Here is a 19581-nt window from a genome sequence, read left to right as displayed (position 1 = left end):
CGAATGAACATGCGCCGTACAAAAAAGCAAAGAGACAGGGAATCCCGTCTCTTTGCTTTTTGTTGCTCTATTCTTTTTGGAGAGAACTTGTTATTACTCCTTGCCGTAGAAAGCCTGACGGTAGATTTCGGCCAGTTCTGTTACCAGCGGCATTCTCGGGTTGGCAGTGGTGCATTGGTCTTCGAAGGCGCGGTCAGCCAGATACTCAACCTTGGCTTCGAATTCCTTGGCATCAATACCAGCTTCCTGGAAGGTAGCAGGCAGGTTCAGCTTCTTGTTCAGGTTTTGGATCGCCTTAATCAAGCTGCTGATGCCTTCTTCCGTAGTTTTGGCCGGCAGACCCAGAACGCGGGCGATTTCCGCATAACGTTGGTCAGCGATGAAGTGGTCATATTTCGGGAACGAAGCGAACTTCGTCGGTTTGGTTGCATTGTAGCGGATAACATACGGCATCAGGATGGCGTTGGTCCGTCCGTGCGGCGTATGGAATTCAGCGCCCCATTTGTGAGCCAAGCTGTGGTTGATGCCCAGGAAGGCATTGGAGAAGGCCATACCTGCGATGGTGGATGCATTGTGCATTCTTTCGCGGGCAACCGGATCGCCGGCATAGGATTTCTCGATGTTTTCAAATACCAGCTGGATAGCCTTCATGGCCAAACCGTCGGTATAATCGTTAGCCATAATGGACACATAAGCCTCGATGGCGTGGGTCAGCACATCCATGCCGGTGTCGGCGACGAGACCCTTCGGCAGTGTCAGCACGTATTCCGGGTCGATGATGGCAACGTCCGGAGTCAGCTCGTAGTCAGCCAGCGGGTACTTGGTGTTGCCGGCGTTCTTGTCGGTAATAACCGCGAAGGAGGTTACCTCGGAACCGGTACCCGAAGTAGTCGGGATAGCCACAAACTTGGCCTTTTTGCCCAGACGGGGGTACTTGTAGATCCGCTTGCGGATATCCATGAACTTTTGCTTGATGGCAGTAAAGTCGGTATCCGGATATTCGAAGAACAGCCACATTGCTTTGGCAGCGTCCATTGCGGAGCCGCCGCCCAGGGCGATGATGCAGTCCGGCTGGAAGCGTTCCATCATGGCCCGGCCGCGTTCTACAGTTTCAACGGACGGATCAGGCTCAACCTCGGAGAACACTTCTACGTAAACCGGAGTTTGACGCTTGCGCAGGTAGTATTCAATCTTCTCGACGTAGCCGAATTTCACCATCATCGGGTCGGTAATAATCGCAATGCGGGAAATGTCCGGCATTTTGGACAGGTATTGGGTTGCACCCTTTTCGAAGTAGATCTTCGGCGGTACTTTAAACCATTGCATATTCACGGTACGGTACGCCACCCTTTTCACGTTGATCAGATTCACTGCAGTTACGTTGGAGGAAGTGGAGTTTCCGCCGTAGGAGCCGCAGCCCAGAGTCAAGGAAGGCAGGTTGGTATTGTAAATGTCGCCGATAGCGCCGTGAGTGGAAGGCGAGTTGACGATAACCCGGCCGGTTTGCAGACGGTTGGCGAATGCAGTGATGACATCTTGGTCGTTGGAATGGATCGCAGAGCTGTGGCCCATGCCGCCGAAAGCAACCACTTCAGCCGCGCGCTCGATGCCTTGCTCGGCAGTCTTCACCTTGTAGCAAGCCAGGATCGGGGACAGCTTCTCGGCGGACAGCGGGTACTTGGTGCCGACGCCGTTAATTTCAGCGATCAGGATCTTGGTGTTGGCCGGAACCTTCAGGCCTGCCATTTCGGCAATCTTCACAGCGGATTGGCCGACAATAACCGGGTTAACGGCGCATTTTTCAAGATTGATGGCCATCTTGGTCAGCTGCTCGATTTCTTGCGGGTTCAGGAAGTAGCAGCCTTGGTCGGCGAAGCACTTCTTGGTTACTTCATAGATCGGCTCTTCGATAATGACTGCTTGCTCGGATGCGCAGATCATGCCGTTGTCGAAGGACTTGGACAGAATAATATCGTTAACCGCTTGCGGGATGTTGGCGGACTTTTCGATGAAGGCGGGTACGTTGCCTGCACCTACGCCCAAAGCCGGTTTGCCTGTGCTGTAAGCAGCCTTTACCATGCCGGGGCCGCCGGTAGCCAGGATCAGGGACACGCCCGGGTGGTTCATCAGCAGGTTGGTAGCTTCAATGGACGGGTTCTCGATCCATTGGATGGCATATTGCGGAGCGCCGTTGGCGATTGCCGCATCCAGAAGCACCTTTGCCGCTGCGGAAGAACATTTTTGAGCGGAGGGATGGAAGGCAAAGATGATCGGGTTGCGGGTTTTGGCAGAAATAATGGATTTGAACATGGCAGTCGAAGTCGGGTTGGTTACCGGAGTAACACCGGCGACTACGCCTACAGGCTCGGCAACCTTCTTGAAGTTCTCGTACGGGTTCTCTTCAATGACGCCGACGGTTTTTTCGTACTTGATGCTATGGTAGATATATTCCGTTGCAAAAATGTTTTTGGTGATCTTGTCTTCGTACACGCCGCGGCCGGTTTCTTCAACGGCCAGCTTAGCCAGGTACATATGCTTGTCAAGTCCGGCAAGGGCCATTTCCTGAACGATCTTGTCGATTTGCGCCTGATCCAGCTTCATGTACTCCTGATAGGCTTGTTTTGCGCGGGAAACCAGAAGATCCACTTGCTCTTGAACCGACATCTGCTCTTTCAACTTGGTTTCTTTAACTGCCATGTTAATCTCCGCCTCCTAGAGCTGTAATCTGGGTTATGTCAATCCTCACGTTAGTATGATACTTATCACAGCACCATATCAAGTTAACAATTAACTATTGTGAAGTTTGTAACGATTTTACGTGAATAATTTCACAACTTTTACGTGAATAATTTCACAACCCTTTGATGATTCTGATTATAGCTAAACTTTTTTGATTCGTAAAGAGCATTCAAACGCTTACATTAAAAAGATTTTATTTTGACAATTGATTGCGTTTTCATTCGTAATTTTCACGTTAAACTTTGTCCGAAATGTGACACGCTTGGTCATTTCTTTATGATTCTGGCGCTATTGCTCCAAACGTTCGGGTTTTCGACTGAATTATGTCTTATTTATGCCAAGATTTTGGGAAGAACAAGCAAATTCTAATTGTTGGAAAATGGACTAGCTCATGGTTTTTGAAGCCTGTTTCAGGCAAAGCTTCCTTTCTTTCATCGGACAGACTTCTCAGGGGATGGGTTGGACTTTGCGGTAGCGGTAGCGGCAGTGGGGTGACGGAACAGCGATTGGCGACGGGGCGGGCGATGAGGCTGGTGGCGGGGTTGATGACGGGGCTGGTGGCGGGGGTGGGCGACAGCGGTTAGCGGGGGTGGGCGGCTGTCCGGACTGTCGATCCGTTATTTCTCCAACATTTACTCTTCTGCAGGCTTCGCGGACACATGATCCGCTAATGGCCTGAAAACACCTTAAAACCGGCTGTTTTTCGCACAATAACGGATTCTCTGTCCGCGGGATCTAAAAAACGTTGATTTTTCGCACAATAACGGATCATGTGTCCTCCTTATTCAGCCAAACCGCCGCCAACTCTCCGTAAGAAGAACGATCACCCCGGCCGCCCAAAAGAAGCCGTTACCTGTTCTGCGAAATAAACAAAATAAAGACCAGCAGCCACGTAAGGGCCAAAATACCTCCCAGCAATATGACCCAAATGAAGGTTCCTTTCGTGGAAACCTCCTTGCGCTTGTTGTCTGCAGCCTGATCGGGCTTGCGTTCGGAATCCGTCATGGACTGCCTCCTCCCGGATGCGAAATAAGCATCATTCAACCATGCTTGGCCGTTTCACAGCTATGAAGTCCATCACACAAATCCCTCCCCCGAAAAAGCAGCGTAAATGCTCTGGGACATGTTGCGGCCGTGTCGAGAGAGCTTGTCTCATTTTTTCCTGCGGGCGTTGTGAAAAAAAGGCATTGTTCCGCTTTTGGCCAGCCGCCGGATCAGCTCTTTCCTGTCCACCAGGCGCAGCCCATAATCTGCCGCCGCCCGCCGGGCCCGGTCTGTAAAGCTGGTATTGGTCAGACACCACAGCTCCGCCTCCCCCGCGGGATGGGGGGATTCCTTCATGGAGCCCGCCGCGGACGCAACGTAATCGCCGGTCAGCCGCCGCCGGGCCGTATGCAGGATCACGTGGAGCCGGGTATCCGCTTTTTCCAGGTACAGGGCCGCTCCTGCTGCAGCGCAGCTGCCCAATTGGCTGCTCCAGCCTTCGTCCGCGCATAAACCGCTTATGTATTCGGCAAATCCCACATCATCCAGGCCGTCAACCTTCTCGATTTGCGAGTTGGCATAGACAATTTCGCCATGAAGCCGGTAGAGGCGGACGCCGATGTAGAGGCTCTGAAGCAGAATTGCCGCGCCCAGCATATAGTTGAACCACGGGTCGCCGACACTGGCGTTCAGCTGTCGGAAGATAGTCATATTGGCCAAGAGCAGCAGCACACAGCCTGCTGTCCAGGTAATGGACAGCTCCAGGGGCAGCTGCCGTTTTTTGGCGGGACGGGGCATGGGCCGCATCCTCCTTTTCTCTTTTGCAGGGGTTGCCGAAAATGGCCGAAACTGTCTTCCATTATAGCACAAACAGCGGGCGCCTCTTCACGGACTTAAGTCTTATCCCTCCGTAAAGCGTGAGAAAAAGCCGGCAAACAGCTGCCGGCTTCTTAAAGGGAATTTTGCTCTTATTGGAGATTCGTGAAGGAATCCTTGGCGGCCGGCGTTTTTCTCAGCTGCTCGGCTTTTTTCAGCCAATCGATGATACTTTGCCAGGAGGCTTCCGTTTGGGAGCCGAATGGGTCCTTGCCCGCATCCATCAGCGGCAGCAGAATATTCAAACTCTGCTTCTCCACCTCCGGGTCCAGAGGGAAATCCTTGTTCTGCTGCTCCAGCAGGTTGTTCAGAGAGGCTTCCGGATTTTTCACCGTATATTCATATCCCTTGGTTGCAGCCTCCCAGAATTTCTTATATACCTCGCGGTTTTTCTTCAAGCCGTCTTCGCTTGCCGCCAGCACCAGCTCATAAAAATCCGGCACACCGTATTTAACAGGGTCCAGCGTGCTCAGCTTGATGCCTTCCTTTTCCAGCAGCAGCTTTTCGTGGTTGATGTAGCCGCCGATGATGGCATCCACCTTCTTGGTGGTCATAGCGGGAATCAGGTCCCAGCCGATGTCGGTGTATTTCACCTTGGACGGGTCGCCTCCGTCCGCCTTCACCATGGTGTTCACGATGGCCTCATCCAGCGGAATAGAGGGGTAGCCGATGCTCTTGCCCTCCAGATCCTTGGGGCGTTTGATGCCGCTGGCCTCCAGGGCAAACAGCTGATTGAGCGGATGGCGGACAATGGCGGCAAGGGATACAACGGGAATATCCTCTGCGCGGGAAATGGCGATTACAGTCTGGTAGCTCAAGGCCAAATCGGCTTTGCCGGCAGCCAGCAGCTTCACGGCGTCATCGGTGCCGGCCGGGGTTTCCAGCTTCACCTTAAGGCCCGCTTCCTTGAAATAGCCTTCCTTTTCCGCCGCGAACAAAAAGGAATGCACCGCATTGGGATACCAGTCCAGCAGCACGGTCAGCTCCTGCTCCTGGCCACCGCCGGATGAAGCGGCTTGGCCGCAGCCTGCAGCCGCCAGCGCCATGCTCAGGGCAAGCGCCAGCAGCTTTGCGGGCCGGGCAAAAATTTTTCCGAATAATAACATGCCTGTTGCCTCCTAAGGTAAAATGTTTTCTTGCAAACTCGGGTGTTATTTCCGGTGCTGCCAGGGAATAACCCGCTTCTCCAGCCATCGGGCGGCCAGAAACATGGCAATGCCCAAGCATGACAGCACCAGCACACCGGCAAACAGCGCCTCCGCCCGCAGCTGGCTGGAGGCCCGTTTGGTGTACATGCCCAAGCCGGAGTCGGCCCCCAACCATTCCCCGATGGTAGCCCCTCCAATGCTGTAGGTAGCGGCTACCTTGAGGCCTGTGAAAAAGGATGGCAGGGCGGAGGGAATTTTCAGCTTGCGGAAAATTTGCCCTTTGCTTGCTCCCATAGTTTTCATCAGCTCCAGAGTGCCCGGATCGGTCTGGCGGAAGCCGTCGATGGCGCCTACGGTAACGGGGAAGAAGGTAAAAAGAATGACCACCGCCACCTTGCTCCAGATTTCATACCCGAACCACATGACCATCACGGGAGAAAGGGCCACGATGGGAATGGTTTGGGAAGCGATGACCAGCGAGTACAAAGTCCGTTTGGCCAGCTGCCAGCTCTCCATCAGGGAGGCCAGCAGCACACCGAACAGAACTGACAACAATAGGCCCAGAAGCGCCTCCTGCAAGGTATACAGGGAGTGACGCCACAGCAGCTCCCGGGTCTCCCAGACGGATACCAGCACCCGGGACAGCCGGGGAATAATGTAATGGGGGATGTTCAGGAAGACCGTGGCGGCTTCCCATACCCCCGCCAGAATAAGCACAAATGCGGCCGCCGGGCCGTATTGGCGAAAACCAGGCTTCATGTGCGCCCGCCCCCTTCCTCCGGCGCAACCGGCTGTTGCTTCCCGGCTCTGCCTTCCCGCAGCAGCCGGAGAATTTCCCCCTTGGCCGGCAGCAGGGTGGCGTCCAGCAGCGCATCGCTGCTCCGGGGCCGGGTGAGGGGCACCCGGAACTCCGCCAGAGAAGCGATTGGCGTGGCGCAGGCCACCAGCACACGGTCGGAGAGAAACAGCGCCTCATCCACATCGTGGGTGATGAAGAGGATGGTTTTTTTGTGCTCCTCCCACACCTGGAGGAGCCATTCCTGCATATCCAAGCGGGTCATGGCGTCCAGAGCGCTGAAGGGCTCATCCAGGAGCAGCAGCTCCTGGCCGGCCAGCAGCGTCCGCAGGAAGGAGACCCGCTGCCGCATGCCGCCGGACAGATCGGCGGGCAAGCGGCCGGCGCTGCCCTCCAGGCCGAAGGAGGGCAGAAGCTCCCGCACCCGCCGCCGGGCCTCGCCCTTGGCCACGCCGGCTACCTCCAGCCCCAGCGCCGCATTGTCCAGCACCGTGCGCCAGGGCATCAGGCTGTCCCGCTGGGGCATGTAGCCGGCCAGGCCCAGCCGCCCGGGTTTGGCAGCGGAGACGGCGGCGGCGGATTTGCCGGCCGGCGCCGCCGCCCCTTCAACAGCGGGGGCAGATCGTCCGGCGGTCCCCCCGGGCCCTCCGGCCACCCGGATTTCCCCGGCATCCGGCTCCAGGAGCCCGGCGATGAGCCGGAACAGGGTGGTTTTGCCCACCCCGCTGGGCGCCAGCAGGGAGACGAACTCCCCTTTCCGGATCGAGAAGGAAAGATTGTCAAACAACAGGCTGTGACCGTCAAACCGGTAGGTCAGCCCCTGTACCTCCAGAGCCGCGGCGTTACGGTCCGGGAGCGCTCCAGCGCCTTTGGGGCCGGCCAGCCTTTCCTGATCCGGATCGGTCATACCGGCCATTCCTCCATCCGGTAAGCCATCTCCCAGAACAGATACTCGAAGCGGGAGGCAGTGACGAACCGCTCCGTCAGCACAGCCAGCTCCCCTTCCGGAAGCCCTTCGGCCAGCCGGTTCATCAGCTCCATGCACCATTCATTCAATTGGGCGAATTCCGCCGAAGCGTACATCTCCACCCATTCCCCGTAAAAGGGGTGGGAGCGGGCCCCGGGATAAGCGGCCATGGCCGCGCCGATCTCGCAATAGCTCCACGTACAGGGCAGCAGCGCCGCCGTCAGCTCCGCCAGACTGCCGGCCGATGCGGCGGTAAGCAGATAGGAGGTATACGCCGAGGTTACGGGAGCGGGTTTGGTCTCCTCCAGCTCCTGCCGCGGAATGCCCAGCCGCTCCGCATACTGCCGGTGAAGCTCCATCTCCATATTCAGCGTGCTGTCCAGCAGCTTGGCGAACATGCCCATGGTGGTAAGATCCCTGGCCTTGATGCTGCCGTAGGCGAACACTTTGGCATATTCCTTCAGGTAGGTGTAATCCTGCTTCATATAGAAGGCAAAACGCTCCGCCGCCAAGGTGCCGTCCCGCAGCTCCGTCAAAAAAGGATGCTTGTGGCTGGCCTGCCAGATGGTATAAGCCGCCTCATGCAGCCTATCGGTAAACTTTGTCATGGTTCGTCTCTCCCTTCGGTTTTGGGGCTGTTGCACCAGACAGCGATGAACCGCAGCAGGCTTTCGGCAAAAGTGAGCAGCTCCGCCACGGACACCCCTTCGTTGACCCCATGGGCCTCCGACAGAAGCCCGGGCCCATAGATGGCTGCAGGCACCCCCGCTCCCGCCAGCCATCCGGCATCGGTGACGGTGGGACTCATGCCCACAGCAGGCTTCTCCCCCGCCGCCTCCGCATGGCTTACCGCCAGGCATTGGAGCCCGGGATGATGCCGGTCCAGCTCCAGCGAGGGGAAGATTTCCCCCCGGTCTTCAATCATGGAGCGCCCGCCCCACGTGAACCGGGGAGGATGCTCCCGGAGCCACGGGTCAGCCATGGCCGCATAACGGATATGCTCCTCAATTTCCCGGGTCACCGACTGGTAATCCTCATTTGGATAAAAATGAACGGTGATCCACAAGCGGCAGGTATCCGCCACAAAAGCGGCATGCCGCCCGCCCTCGATAACGGCGGGATTGATAGTGGCGGCTCCCGGCGGGAAGCCGGGATATTGCTTCACCACCGCCCAATGGCGCTCCAGCTCCTGGAGGCTGCCGATAAGCTTCGCCATCTTCTCAATGGCGCTGGCCCCAAAAACGCCGCCCCCGGCATGGATCATGCTGCCCCGCATCCCGTCATGATGCACCTGGGGGCTCTGCACCGTCAGCCAGCCGGTGATGACACCGCCCTGGCCCTGGATAGCCAGATTGCTGGTATCCATCACTACCGCATAATCATAGCCGTCGGCCAGCCCGCGCTCGGTTATAGATCGTGTGCCAGCCTCACCGGCTTCCTCGCCGACGGCGCTCTGGAATTGGAGGTTTCCTCCCAATTCGATGCCTTCCTCTTCTATCACCCGGATAGCCAGCAGCGCGGCGGCCAAGGCCCCCTTCATATCCGCCGTTCCCCGGCCTACGGCCCAATCTCCTTCCACCCGGAGGGCAAAAGGGTCCCCCCGCCATTCCGCAGGCTGGCCCACCTCCGCCACATCCATGTGGCCGTTCAGGATCAGGCTGCGGCAGCTGGCCGGACGGGCTCCCGGCTTAATTCCCACTACCACCGGATCGCCGGGATACAGCTCCCACCGGCTGAGACGCAAGCCTGCCGCCTCCAGCTGCTCGGCCAGGAAGGCTTGCGCTTCAGCCGTATTGCGGGCGGGAGGACTGACTGTCGGAAACCCCACCAGCCGCTCCAAAATCGCCAACAGCTCGTCCCTGCTCCCCCTGATCCGGCGGACGGCGCGTCCCAGCTTGGCCTGCAAGGACAGCCCGCCCGCTTCCGCGATGTCCGCCGCCGCTTTCGCCGCCATCCGCTCCTCCTGCTCCTCGTGCTGTGCCCGACCAGATGTCGGCTCTCTGAGCTCACCTTGCTCCGCCGGGCCAGATGTCCGCTCTCCCACCTTCCCTTGCTGCGCCGGACCAGGCATCCGCGCCTGTCGCCGCGCTTCCCGATTCTCCATATGTACGCCCCCTTTTGCTCCCAAAAATAGCTTCCGGCGCAAGAAAAAGCCCTCCGAGAATAGACGAAGGGCATGGTTTCGTTGTATTCTCTACGCCAGCATTACCTGGTTCAGATTAACGGTCAGGAACAATTATCGGTTCCAATCTCAGCCGGACTCCATCCAGCCCCCGTAAACATGTATTCAGTTACATCCACTATACCGGATAGGCGCCAAATTGGCAATTGGAATTGCCTCTTCCCAACAGCCGTGCCGGGAAAAACGGGAGAAAAACGCCGCACAACCTCGCACAACCATGTAAGCGCCATAAAATGTCTGCTATTCAGCCGCTGGTGTTTTTTTAGCCCATTTAGCGTACATAAAATGAGGCTGTCGATTAATTCTCTTGGCCGGGGATAAGTCTCGGTTGGCAGCCTTCCCTGCTACCATCATTCGTTGTCGAATTCGCTTGTTTTCTTCACATAATCATCACTTTACTCCCACTTTCTCCTCTTTTCGTGGTATAATTGAGGTATCCTTATTCCCGGAGTGATCCTCGGTGTCCACCATTACTTATAAATCCTTTAACCAATTATCTTTTACCGACATTCTCGTCTATTCCAAGCTCCCTGATCATCCCTTTTGGAGCCAAGTAGGCTCTAAAATCGACTTCTCGTTTGCCGATTCCCTGTTCTCCTTCCTCTATTCGGGCCGCGGTCCCCGTCCCTATGCTCCTTCTCTGAAGCTCAAGATTCATTTGGTTCAGGCCTACTACCATCTCACCGACCGCGGTGTGGAAGAGAAAGTTATCGGCGACTTGTTTATCAAACGTTTCCTCGGCTTGCCGGTAGAATTCTTTGGCTTTGATCACAGTACCATTGCGTTGGACCGCGATCGCATGGGACTGTCTTTGTTCCATTCCTGCCATCTGTATATTCTGGCTCAGATGCACCAATTGGGTCTTTGGGGCGACAAGGGCGAACAATGGATCATCGACTCGTTTCCTTCTGCCAGCTCCGTCGCTTTTCATGGCGCTCTGCCCTTGATCCAACAAGGTATTCTTCGGCTGGTTCGCCATCTGGAGCGATTTCATCCCACCTTGCACGCCCTACTTGACCAGCAGTTCCCTTCCGACCAACGGATCATTTCCATTCCCAAGGATGCCTCCTCTGTCCAGCGTATGGTCGCTTTCAGCCAGCAGGTGGTCCAGGCTTATGCGTTGCTGAATTGGTTCGAGAGTCCGCTGGTGGCTCCCCTCTTTTGGGCCTGGTCCCGTCCGGATGCTCAACTGCGTTCCCTGGAATTGCAGGCGCTGCTGATCCAAGTTCTTCAAGATACCAGTTTGCCTTCTCCGCCCGATGATGCTCCTCCGCCTCCTTCTCGTTCGGAGGAGAGATCTTCTCCTTCTGCCGACGTCCCCTCTTCCCCTCTGCTGGCCACGGAGTCGGAGGTTGTCGTGGAAACGGGGAAGTCGTCAGGTTCTTCAGCGCCATCTGCGGTCCAGGAGCAACCCGTATCGGTCGACTACGTCAAAATTCCGTTTCAACGTCGCCCCTTTAAGATCATTAGCCTCGACGACCCGGAGGCGCGCATCGGCAAGAAGGGAGCCTTGACTCTGCTTGGCTACAAAATCCAAAACCTCTGCTCGAGTCAAGGCGTCGTGCTGAACGTCCGGGTCATCCCCGCTTCCGAGCATGACAGTCAAGCGGCGGTGGACCTGGTCAAGGAGATCGTGGAGCTGCTCGGCTATGGTCCGGACTGGCTTTTAGGAGACAGCGCGTATGGATCGGGTTCCATCCGCCAGCAGTTGCAGGATGTCGTACAGGTGCATGCTCCTGTTCCGGCCTCTAACCAACCCAAAGGATTGTGGGACGCTTCTCATTTTCAGTACGACCCGGAGCGAGACACCTACCGCTGCCCGGAGGGACACGAGAGCGTGCGCCAAAGCCGAAGCCACGATACGCAGGGCAAACAATACGGGTTTAGCAAACACGCTTGCGCCGCCTGTCCGCAACGGGAGGCCTGCACCACAGCCAAAGGAGGACGGACCGTATTCCGGAGTGATTACCACGATCTGTACCAAAAAGCGAACACCGCCTTTACCAGCGAGGAAGGACAGGAACGGTACAAAACGCGTACCGTGGTGGAACGGGTCAACCAGGCGTTGAAAAATCCCGGTGGGCTGGGGAAACCCCGGACGAAGGGAAAGCGGCCGCTCGGGATCAAGGCTACCTTGGCTGCGATCGTCACGAACTTAAAATACACCGTCAGGCAGCTCATACACCCCAAACCGGGGTTTATTCGTCGTCCCACTTAATTGAAAAACGAAGGGTCCCCCACCCTCGAGCACCTCAAAAACGCCCCATAGAACGAAAATACCCACCCACATATTACCAAATCCCATGAAATAAATTTGAAATCGTTAGGGGTTATCCCCAAGCAAAGTTAATCGACAGCCTCATAAAATGTCTGCTATTCCCCCCGTTTCGCCTCCAAATGGGCATTTTAGACGGATTAGCAGACATTTTATGTTGCTATTTCCCAATCGTTCGGGCAGTTTGCTCCCATAGTGAACATTTGCGGTCCGCTATCATTTCTCCGAACCGCGAACCATGCCCTGTGCCGGTAGAAATGGCAGACTCCTCTTCACCGGAATCCCCCGCCAAGGAAGACCTTCCCCCCAACACTGCCTACGCATGGCCGGGCCTATGCTTGATGGGCGCGCGCCCCGTTCCTCCGCAATGGGAGCAGGATTCGGTCAACAGCTCGTCCAGCGCCGGCCGGACCTTCTTGCGGGTAATTTCCACCAGACCCAGCTTGGTCCAGCCCACCACCTGCACCTTGGTCCGGTCCTTCTTCATGCAGGTCTCCAGCTTGTCCGTCACCAGCCGCCGGTGCCGCTCCTCCGCCATATCAATGAAATCGACAATGACCATGCCGCCCATGTCGCGGAGCCGCAGGAGCCGCGCGATCTCCTCCGCCGCCTCCATATTCGTTTCGAATACCGTCTGCTCCAGATCCACCGTCCCGGTGTACTTGCCCGTATTCACATCGATCACCGTCAAGGCCTCCGTGGGATCAATCACCAGATAGGCCCCGTTCTCCAGCCAAATCTTGCGCCGGTACGCCCGCTCCAGCTGCTCCTCAATCCCGTAATGCTGAAGCACCGGCTCCGGCCCCTCATAAACCTTCACCCGGTCCTGCAGCTCCGGGGCCATGGCGCAAATCTGGGCGCCGATCTCGTTGGCCGAGCGCCCGTCGTCAATCACCAGCTCCTCCACGGAATCGGAGAACAGGTCCCGGACAAGCCGGGGGATCATGCCCAGATCCCGGTACAGAAGGGCAGGCGCTTCGGCAACGGCGGCGCGGCGCTCAAGCCCGGCCCAAATATCGCCTAAGATGGCCATATCCTTTTGCAGCGACTCCTGGCATTCATTCTCGGCCACGGTACGGATAATAATCCCGTCCCCCGGGGGTTTGATCTGCATGCCGATCTGCTTCAGCCGGGTCCGCTCCGGCTCCGACTCGATCTTGCGGGAAACAGCCACATAATCCGCATGGGGCAAAAGCACCAGCCAACGGCCGGGCAAGGTGAAATGGGTGGTCACCCGGGCGCCCTTGGTGCCCAGTGGCTCCTTGCGCACCTGCACCAGAATTTCCTGGCCCTCCCGCACCAGCTCGGTAATGGAGGGTTTGACCTTGGGCTTTTTCTCCAGGTGAACCGGAAGCAAATCATCAATATAGAGAAACGCATTCTTGCGCAATCCGATATCCACAAACGCCGCCTGCATGCCCGGCAGCACATTCACGACTCTGCCCTTGTAGATATTGCCGGCCCGTTCCCCCTCCGCCGGCTGCTCCACGAAAAACTCGGCCAGCCTCCCGTCCTCCATCAAGGCAACGGAGCTGGCGCCGGACTCATAACGAACCACTATCCTTTTCAATACACTATTCACCTCATTGCCTGGAAAAGAGACTATGAATTTATTGTAGCACAAAGAGGATAGGGTCCACACTAACCGATTTTTTCCCCCTTGCCGCGCTTGCGCCCCGCTCCGTTTCCCCCACGGCTTCCGGGAGGGCCGGAAACCCGGGACAGATAGGCCCGGAGCAGCCTGTCCTCGGGACAGATCTGAAGCACATCTCCTGCCCGGTCCACAATATACAGGAGATGATGCCGCTCCCGCTTGAAGCGCCGCAGCACCTGGACGGGCTCCTGATCATAGGGCACCACCAGCATATGGGGAGGCTGGCCGGCCTGCTTCATCCGGCTGCAGCTTGCCTCCCGGCTGATCAGGAACCGGAAGAACTGATAGGGCAAATGCTTGATGCTGTACCAATTGCTGAAAAAAAGAAATAGCCCGATAGCCAAGAGATTCAAGTGAACGCCTCCCGCCGCGTAGCGGGCCAAGGCCGCAATCACCATGCAGAGAGACAGCAGCAGACTGGTATGCAAAACGGCGGACAACACCCGATGGTATGAAAACAGATAGCTGAAGGCTCCCAGCACCAGCTTTCCCCCGTCCAGCGGAAGAACCGGCAGCAGATTAAACAGTCCGATCATCAGGTTCGCCTGGAGAAAATACGCCCAATAATCCGCCGTTTGGCCCGGACCCCATTCCAGCATGGCGGCGGCAAAAACAGCCATCCACACATTCTGCAGCGGACCGCACAGCGCCACCACCATCTCTTCCTTTGCCGGAACATTGGCGGATTCTTCCATTTCGGCCACCCCGCCGAAGGGAAGCAGCTGAACCCGCCTGATCCTCCAGCCGTAGGCCCGGGCGGCGGCAACATGGCCCAGCTCATGGATGGTTACCACTCCGAACAAAGTCAGCATTTCCGCAAAGTAGCCCGTCCAGACGGAGAACAGCATCAGGATGAGGAACAGCGGATGAAGCCGGTATTCCACGCCTCCCCATTTAATCAAAGGTAACCACATCCAGCGGATTTATGAAGCGCTCATCCTTCATAACCGCCAGGTACACATTGGCTGAGGAGCTTTCTTCCTCCGCCAGGGCCTTGCCGATAACCTCTCCCGCCTTGACCCAATCCCCGGTTTGCCATTGGGCGGGACGCAGCCCGCCGTAGGACGCCCGGAGCCCGTCGGAATGGCGGATCATCACCAGATAGCCGTAGCCCTCTTTTTGGCCGGCGAATTCCACCCTGCCCTGGTCCATCGCCGCCACCTGGGCGTCGGGCTTGACGGCCAGCCAGATCCCCTCCTGATTGGCGGAAAAAGGCTTGATCACGGTTCCCCGCACCGGCTGCACCAATAACGAGGCCTGCCCGGGAGCCTGCACCTTTACCGCATTCTGCCGCTCCCCGAAGGCAGGCAGAAAGGAGGGAGCGCCGCTGAAGGTTTTCTCGTACCAGGCAGCCGCCTGGCTGAAGTCCATTTCGCGGGTCAGAGCTTTCCTCACCACAGCCTGGGCATCCTGAGTCCAGCCGGTATTCAGCTGGAACATCCCCCACACTCCCGCAAAAAGTATCCCGGCCAACACCAGCTTCGCCCGGAACAGCTTGAAAAAAGGGCCGCGACCCGGAGAATGCCCGTCATCCCCTTCGCCTTTTCCCGCATAAAAATCGCCGCCAGGACCGTTCCGCTCCTCCTCCGCATACCAGGCCATCAGCTGCTTTTGCCGTTCCTTCCAGACAAGCTCCGGATCGCCTCCATGATCCCTTTCCTGCTGACCCCGTATATATAACGGCAAGCCGGGATGCGCCTCCCTGCCGCTCCGCACGCTCTCGCCGGCGGAAACAGGCAACCCCTCTCTCTGTTCGGGCTGCAGCGGCCCTGCCTGTCTTTCTGCAGACGCAACCCGCTCTCCCGCCACGGTCGCAAGGACACCGCCGGCAGGCACTCCATCGGCTTGTACTCTGTCGGCTTGTACTCTGTCGGCTTGCACTCCGCCGGCCTGTCCCTGGCTGCGGCTCTGCAGCTCCCTCAGCCGGCTTTGCCGCCTTCTCTGCACATTGGCTTTAACCTCCACCTGCTTCGCCCTCCTTCTAAAATCTTCCCCCGTATATACATGCAGATCACTGCAAAACCTTGTCCCTTGTCTAACCCTTTAATTCATCCTATGCCTGTCCCCGGGCCATTATGAAAACAAGGGCGGAGCGGGAAAAGAGAAGCTGGCAGCAGCAGCGCTGATGGGGAAAGCCGGGGGTGACGCCGGTGTGCAAGCCTCGGTGACGCTCGCGGGAGCCGATGCTGCTCACACCAAAAAACGCCGGTTTTCCGCATATTAACGGAACCACGGTCCGCCGCGTTGCAATTCAGCTGCTCCGTGATTCCGGCAACAGCTGCCGAAGCAGAAAAACCGCCGTCCCGGCTGGTAAAGCCGAAACGGCGGTGCTGATATGGACTAGCAAGAACGGGAAGCGGCGATGGCCAAGGGGGGAGAGCCGGAGGTTAGCCGCAGGTGATAGCAGGAATCTCCCAGCGTAGAGGAGGCAAACGCCTCCCCGGCGTTCGATGCAACAAGCTCTGCCCCGGACGCTGGCGCCAAACCTGCCTTTGCCGCCCAATCCGGCAGCCGGACCACCACCTGCGTGTCCCGGTCGGCGGTAAACTCGGCGCGGAGCCATCCCGCCTCCCGGTCCCATTCCATGCTTACCCGGCCGGTATGGAAGCGCCAGTCCGCCAGCTTCCCCCGCTTCCAGCGCTCAGGGAGGGCGGGCAGCAGCTTGACCAAACCCGGGGACACCTGAAGCAGCATCTCCTGCACCGCATTCACCAGCCCCAGGTTGGCATCCAGTTGCACAGGGGCAGCGGGCATATTCATGGAGACGCCCATCCCGCGCCAATCGTTGTGCAGAGTAAACAGGTTGGGCAGCAGACTGGCCCGGACAAGCAGGTCCAGGCATTCCAGCGAGCGGTTCCCGTCGCCCAACCGGGCATATACCGCCGCCATATGGGCCAGGGACCAGCCGCTTTGGGCGCCGATTTCCCGCTTTTGCACCGCTAATTCAAAGGCCCCGAACAGCCCCGGATCATGCTCCCGGGTCACCTCATGTCCGGGAAACACCGGATACAGATGGGACAGGTGACGGTGAGTGTACCGGTCATCGAAATCGGGGTGAATCCATTCGCAGACTGCGCCGTCCCCATTGACCCGGTAGGCGGGCAGCCGCTCCAGCATGGCGCTCCATTCCCCGATTTCCCCAGGGTCCCCGCCCAACGCCCGGCTTCCTTCCATGAGCTGCCGCAGCAGCTCCTTCAGAATCGCCACCTCCATGGTGGCGTTGATGGTAGTAGGCATGGGATGGGCAAGGGGCTTGCCGTCGGCGGGCATGTAGTTGAGCGGGGTATTTTCCGGCGAAACGGACGGGTACAGCTTGTATTCGCCATTTTCATCGATCACCAGAAAATCCTGGTAAAACGCCAGCGCCTCCCGCATAAACGGCATCGCCTTTTCCCGCAGAAACTCCAGGTCGCCGGTATACCGGCAATACTCGGCGTAATGGCGGGCCAGCCATCCGGCTGCTCCTGTCCAGTTGAGAATCACCGGCACAATTTGGTTGGGCGAGCCGATACCCGGGGCAGTACCTGCGGGAATATAGATGCCCCGGCAGCCGTACAGCTTGCGGGCGTTGCTGCGGAAGTCATCCAGCAGCCCCTCATAATAGCGAAACAAAGCCTCCGTCAAGCTGCCCAATCCGCCGGTATGGGCGTGCCAATACATCATCTGGACGTTCTCATTGGCCATATTGTGGCTCCACATCAGCCGGTAGTCCCCGGCCCACAGGCCATAAAGCCCGAAGGGCTGGGCCTGCGGATCAGCCGAGGTGCCGCTTATGAACAGGTAGCGTCCGAAGGACCAGAGCTTCTGCACCAGCGCAAGGGGCGCTTCCCCTTCGTAAGCCTCCAGCAGCAGCCGCTCGTTGGACAGGGCCAACTGCTCCTCCCCACTGCCGTCATCCAGCTCCAGAGACACCGAGCGGTAAAGAGGGGTGTGGAGGGCGGTATGCCGCTCCAGCAGCCGCTCATATGCCACATCCGCTGCAAGCCCGGCCAACTCCCCCTTCAATCTTCCAAGCTCCCTCCGGCGGTCCCCCTGTACAAAAACCTTGACCACCACCAGCACCCGCTCCGCTTCCGCAAACCGGACAAAACCCTCCTCCGCCTCCAGGCGGCCGCCCTCCGGGATTACCCGGAGCACAGCGCCAAAATCGGTTCCGTCATCATTTTGGGCCGCATACCAAGCGAAGCCGCCCTCCGCCCCCGTTTCCACCGTCTGCTCCAGCGCCTTAAACTCCGGGGTGTCGCCGAAACGGTCGCTGGCATGGAGCATCAGCCCCAACCGGCCGGAAACCCCGTTGCAGCCGCAGCCTCCGTCGATAGCGTACACCACGGCATCATCGGCCCGGGAGACAAACAACCGCCGCCTGAAGCTCCGGCCGCCGTCCCTCCAGCTAACCTCCACCTCCCCGGTATTCATCCGGAGGATGCGGCGGTAGCCCTTGAACGCCTGATCGCAAGGCATCTCAAGGCGAAGGGCCGCCAGCGGGAAGCGGGAGGCCAGCTTGGTCCCGTAGCCCTTTTCCTTCAAGGCATTGGCCAGGAGCCAGCTTGCCTCCAGATACCGCTTTTCATCCATCAGCTTCCGGGTTTTGGGCAGAATGCCGCTCACATCCGGGAGCTCATCCTTTTGCCCCCAATGCCAAAGGGCCGCATGATTAAGGAGCACCGTCTCCTCCTGAACGCCTCCGAACACGGACGCCCCCAGCACCCCATTGCCGGAGGGCAGCGCCTCCCGCCACATATTGCCCCACCAGGAGGCCGGATAGCTCATGATGAGCTTATCGGCAAACCGCTCCTCTGAGGATTCACGCATCTTTTGTCTCCGTCTCCGCCAGCCGCTCCAGCTCTACACTGGCCAGCAAAAGCGGGGCCACGCCCATCAACGAATCGCTGACCACGGCCTCGCTTAAATAATAGGCGTAGGAGCCGTCCCGGTATCTGCGGCCGCCCAATCCTGCCCCGTGGCAAATGCTGTGAAGATGCACACCCTCCGCATCCTCTGTGACAAAATGATTGCGGATGCCCGCAAAAGCCCGTTCCACCGCTTTCCTGTCGATACCGGACAGGTAACCCAGGCGCAAGCCTTTGGCCAGGGCATAGGTGAGCATGCAGGAGCCGGAGGCCTCCAGGTAATTGCCCTCCCGGGCGTTGCAGTCCATCACCTGATACCACAGGCCGCTCTCCCGGTCCTGGACCCGCAGCGCCGCTTCGGCAAACCGCTCGAAGATGCCCATCAGCTGCCCCCGCTTCGGATGCAGCACCGGGAAAAACTCCAGCGCATCCGCCATCGCCATGGCATACCAGCCCATAGCCCGGCTCCATACATGCCGGGAACGGCCTGTGCTGCCGTCGCACCAGCGCTGCTCGCCGGATTCATCCCAGGCGTGATGCAGCAGACCTGTCTGCGGATTGCGGGTATGGCGCTCAATCAGAAGCAATTGGTGGGCAGTCTCGTCGAACCAACCCTCTTCTCCGAAGGTCGCCCCATATTCGGCCATAAAGGGGGAGGACATGTACAGGCCGTCCAGCCACATTTGGAAAGGATAAATCTTCTTGTGCCAGAAGCCGCCCTCGGAGGTGCGGGGCTGTCCGGCGAGCTGGGCGGCCAATAGCCGGGCAGCCTTCTCATACCGCGCTTCCCCCGTTTCCCGCCACAGCCGCAGCAGGTTCTTGCCTTTGTTGATGTGATCCAAATTGTATTCGTTCAGGGAGTAGCCCTTGATAGCGCCATCCTCGGGGATAAACACATCCATATGCCGCTTGACAAAATCATGGTACTTGGAGTCTCCCGCCCAATCGCCGGTCCGGGTCAAGGCCGTCAGCGCCATGCCCGCCACATAGCCCCATTTGTTGGCAATGCCGGGATGGTACCCGTCCTGGGCCTTGGAGAGAATCGTATCGGCCACCCGCACAGAGAATGGCTTGGTCTGTACCGCGTTAGCTTCAGCCTGCATCATCATA

14 protein-coding genes and 1 riboswitch are annotated in these 19581 nt (G+C 58.2%); of the genes, 1 reads left to right on the top strand and 13 read right to left on the bottom strand.

The window, feature by feature from the left end; translation table 11 throughout:
• Positions 1 to 93: 93 nt before the first annotated feature.
• The 8 genes from adhE to DQG13_RS12655 all read right to left on the bottom strand — a co-directional run bounded on the left by adhE (position 94) and on the right by DQG13_RS12655 (position 9464).
• Positions 94 to 2697, bottom strand: coding sequence for a bifunctional acetaldehyde-CoA/alcohol dehydrogenase (gene adhE / locus DQG13_RS12690; RefSeq protein WP_113020137.1), 2604 nt, complete (start codon positions 2695 to 2697; stop codon positions 94 to 96).
• A gap of 891 nt (positions 2698 to 3588) precedes the next feature.
• Positions 3589 to 3744, bottom strand: coding sequence for a cytochrome c oxidase subunit 2A (locus DQG13_RS12685; RefSeq protein ID WP_113020136.1), 156 nt, complete (start codon positions 3742 to 3744; stop codon positions 3589 to 3591).
• 147 nt (positions 3745 to 3891) lie between these two features.
• Positions 3892 to 4521 carry a restriction endonuclease gene (locus DQG13_RS12680; RefSeq protein ID WP_113020135.1) on the bottom strand — a complete coding sequence of 210 codons (630 nt, stop codon included), beginning with the start codon at positions 4519 to 4521 and terminating at the stop codon, positions 3892 to 3894.
• A 170-nt stretch (positions 4522 to 4691) separates the two neighbouring features.
• Positions 4692 to 5705 carry an ABC transporter substrate-binding protein gene (locus DQG13_RS12675; protein ID WP_113020134.1) on the bottom strand — a complete coding sequence of 338 codons (1014 nt, stop codon included), beginning with the start codon at positions 5703 to 5705 and terminating at the stop codon, positions 4692 to 4694.
• 45 nt (positions 5706 to 5750) lie between these two features.
• Positions 5751 to 6506: an ABC transporter permease gene (locus tag DQG13_RS12670; protein WP_113020133.1), complete on the bottom strand. Its 756-nt coding sequence runs from the start codon at positions 6504 to 6506 to the stop codon at positions 5751 to 5753.
• Positions 6503 to 7450, bottom strand: a complete 948-nt coding sequence (locus DQG13_RS12665) for an ABC transporter ATP-binding protein (protein WP_113020132.1) — start codon at positions 7448 to 7450, stop codon at positions 6503 to 6505. Before DQG13_RS12665 ends, DQG13_RS12670 begins: the two co-directional genes overlap by 4 nt.
• Positions 7447 to 8118, bottom strand: coding sequence for a thiaminase II (gene tenA / locus DQG13_RS12660; RefSeq protein WP_113020131.1), 672 nt, complete (start codon positions 8116 to 8118; stop codon positions 7447 to 7449). Before tenA ends, DQG13_RS12665 begins: the two co-directional genes overlap by 4 nt.
• The gene (locus DQG13_RS12655) at positions 8115 to 9464 is read right to left on the bottom strand and encodes an acetylornithine deacetylase (protein ID WP_113020130.1); all 1350 of its coding nucleotides are present in this window, start codon (positions 9462 to 9464) and stop codon (positions 8115 to 8117) included. Before DQG13_RS12655 ends, tenA begins: the two co-directional genes overlap by 4 nt.
• A 220-nt stretch (positions 9465 to 9684) precedes the next feature.
• A riboswitch (TPP riboswitch) is annotated at positions 9685 to 9797 on the bottom strand.
• 355 nt (positions 9798 to 10152) lie between these two features.
• Between DQG13_RS12655 and DQG13_RS12650 the strand changes: the two genes are divergently transcribed.
• The gene (locus DQG13_RS12650) at positions 10153 to 11910 is read left to right on the top strand and encodes a transposase (RefSeq protein WP_113020129.1); all 1758 of its coding nucleotides are present in this window, start codon (positions 10153 to 10155) and stop codon (positions 11908 to 11910) included.
• Between the two features lie 373 nt (positions 11911 to 12283).
• Here the strand turns inward: DQG13_RS12650 and DQG13_RS12645 are convergent, their stop codons facing one another.
• The 5 genes from DQG13_RS12645 to DQG13_RS12625 form a co-directional block, all read right to left on the bottom strand.
• Positions 12284 to 13537 carry an Rne/Rng family ribonuclease gene (locus DQG13_RS12645; RefSeq protein ID WP_258525648.1) on the bottom strand — a complete coding sequence of 418 codons (1254 nt, stop codon included), beginning with the start codon at positions 13535 to 13537 and terminating at the stop codon, positions 12284 to 12286.
• A 71-nt stretch (positions 13538 to 13608) separates the two neighbouring features.
• Positions 13609 to 14523 (bottom strand): M50 family metallopeptidase, encoded by a 915-nt coding sequence (locus tag DQG13_RS12640; RefSeq protein ID WP_258525647.1) that lies wholly within the window; start codon positions 14521 to 14523, stop codon positions 13609 to 13611.
• Positions 14516 to 15586, bottom strand: coding sequence for a M23 family metallopeptidase (locus tag DQG13_RS12635; protein ID WP_113020127.1), 1071 nt, complete (start codon positions 15584 to 15586; stop codon positions 14516 to 14518). Before DQG13_RS12635 ends, DQG13_RS12640 begins: the two co-directional genes overlap by 8 nt.
• 375 nt (positions 15587 to 15961) lie before the next feature.
• On the bottom strand, positions 15962 to 18433 hold the full coding sequence (locus tag DQG13_RS12630) for a glycosyl hydrolase family 95 catalytic domain-containing protein (RefSeq protein ID WP_113020126.1): 2472 nt from the start codon (positions 18431 to 18433) through the stop codon (positions 15962 to 15964).
• Complete coding sequence (locus DQG13_RS12625; RefSeq protein ID WP_397333964.1) at positions 18426 to 19580, bottom strand: glycoside hydrolase family 88/105 protein; 1155 nt, start codon at positions 19578 to 19580, stop codon at positions 18426 to 18428. The genes DQG13_RS12630 and DQG13_RS12625 overlap by 8 nt, the downstream gene beginning before the upstream one ends.
• Between the last annotated feature and the right edge of the window lies 1 nt (position 19581).

Source organism: Paenibacillus sp. YN15 (genome assembly GCF_003285005.1).
In the GTDB taxonomy this organism is placed as follows: Bacteria; Bacillota; Bacilli; order Paenibacillales; family NBRC-103111; genus Paenibacillus_AR.
Note: the sequence above shows the minus strand (reverse complement) of the source record. Positions and strands in the feature narration are given on the sequence as shown.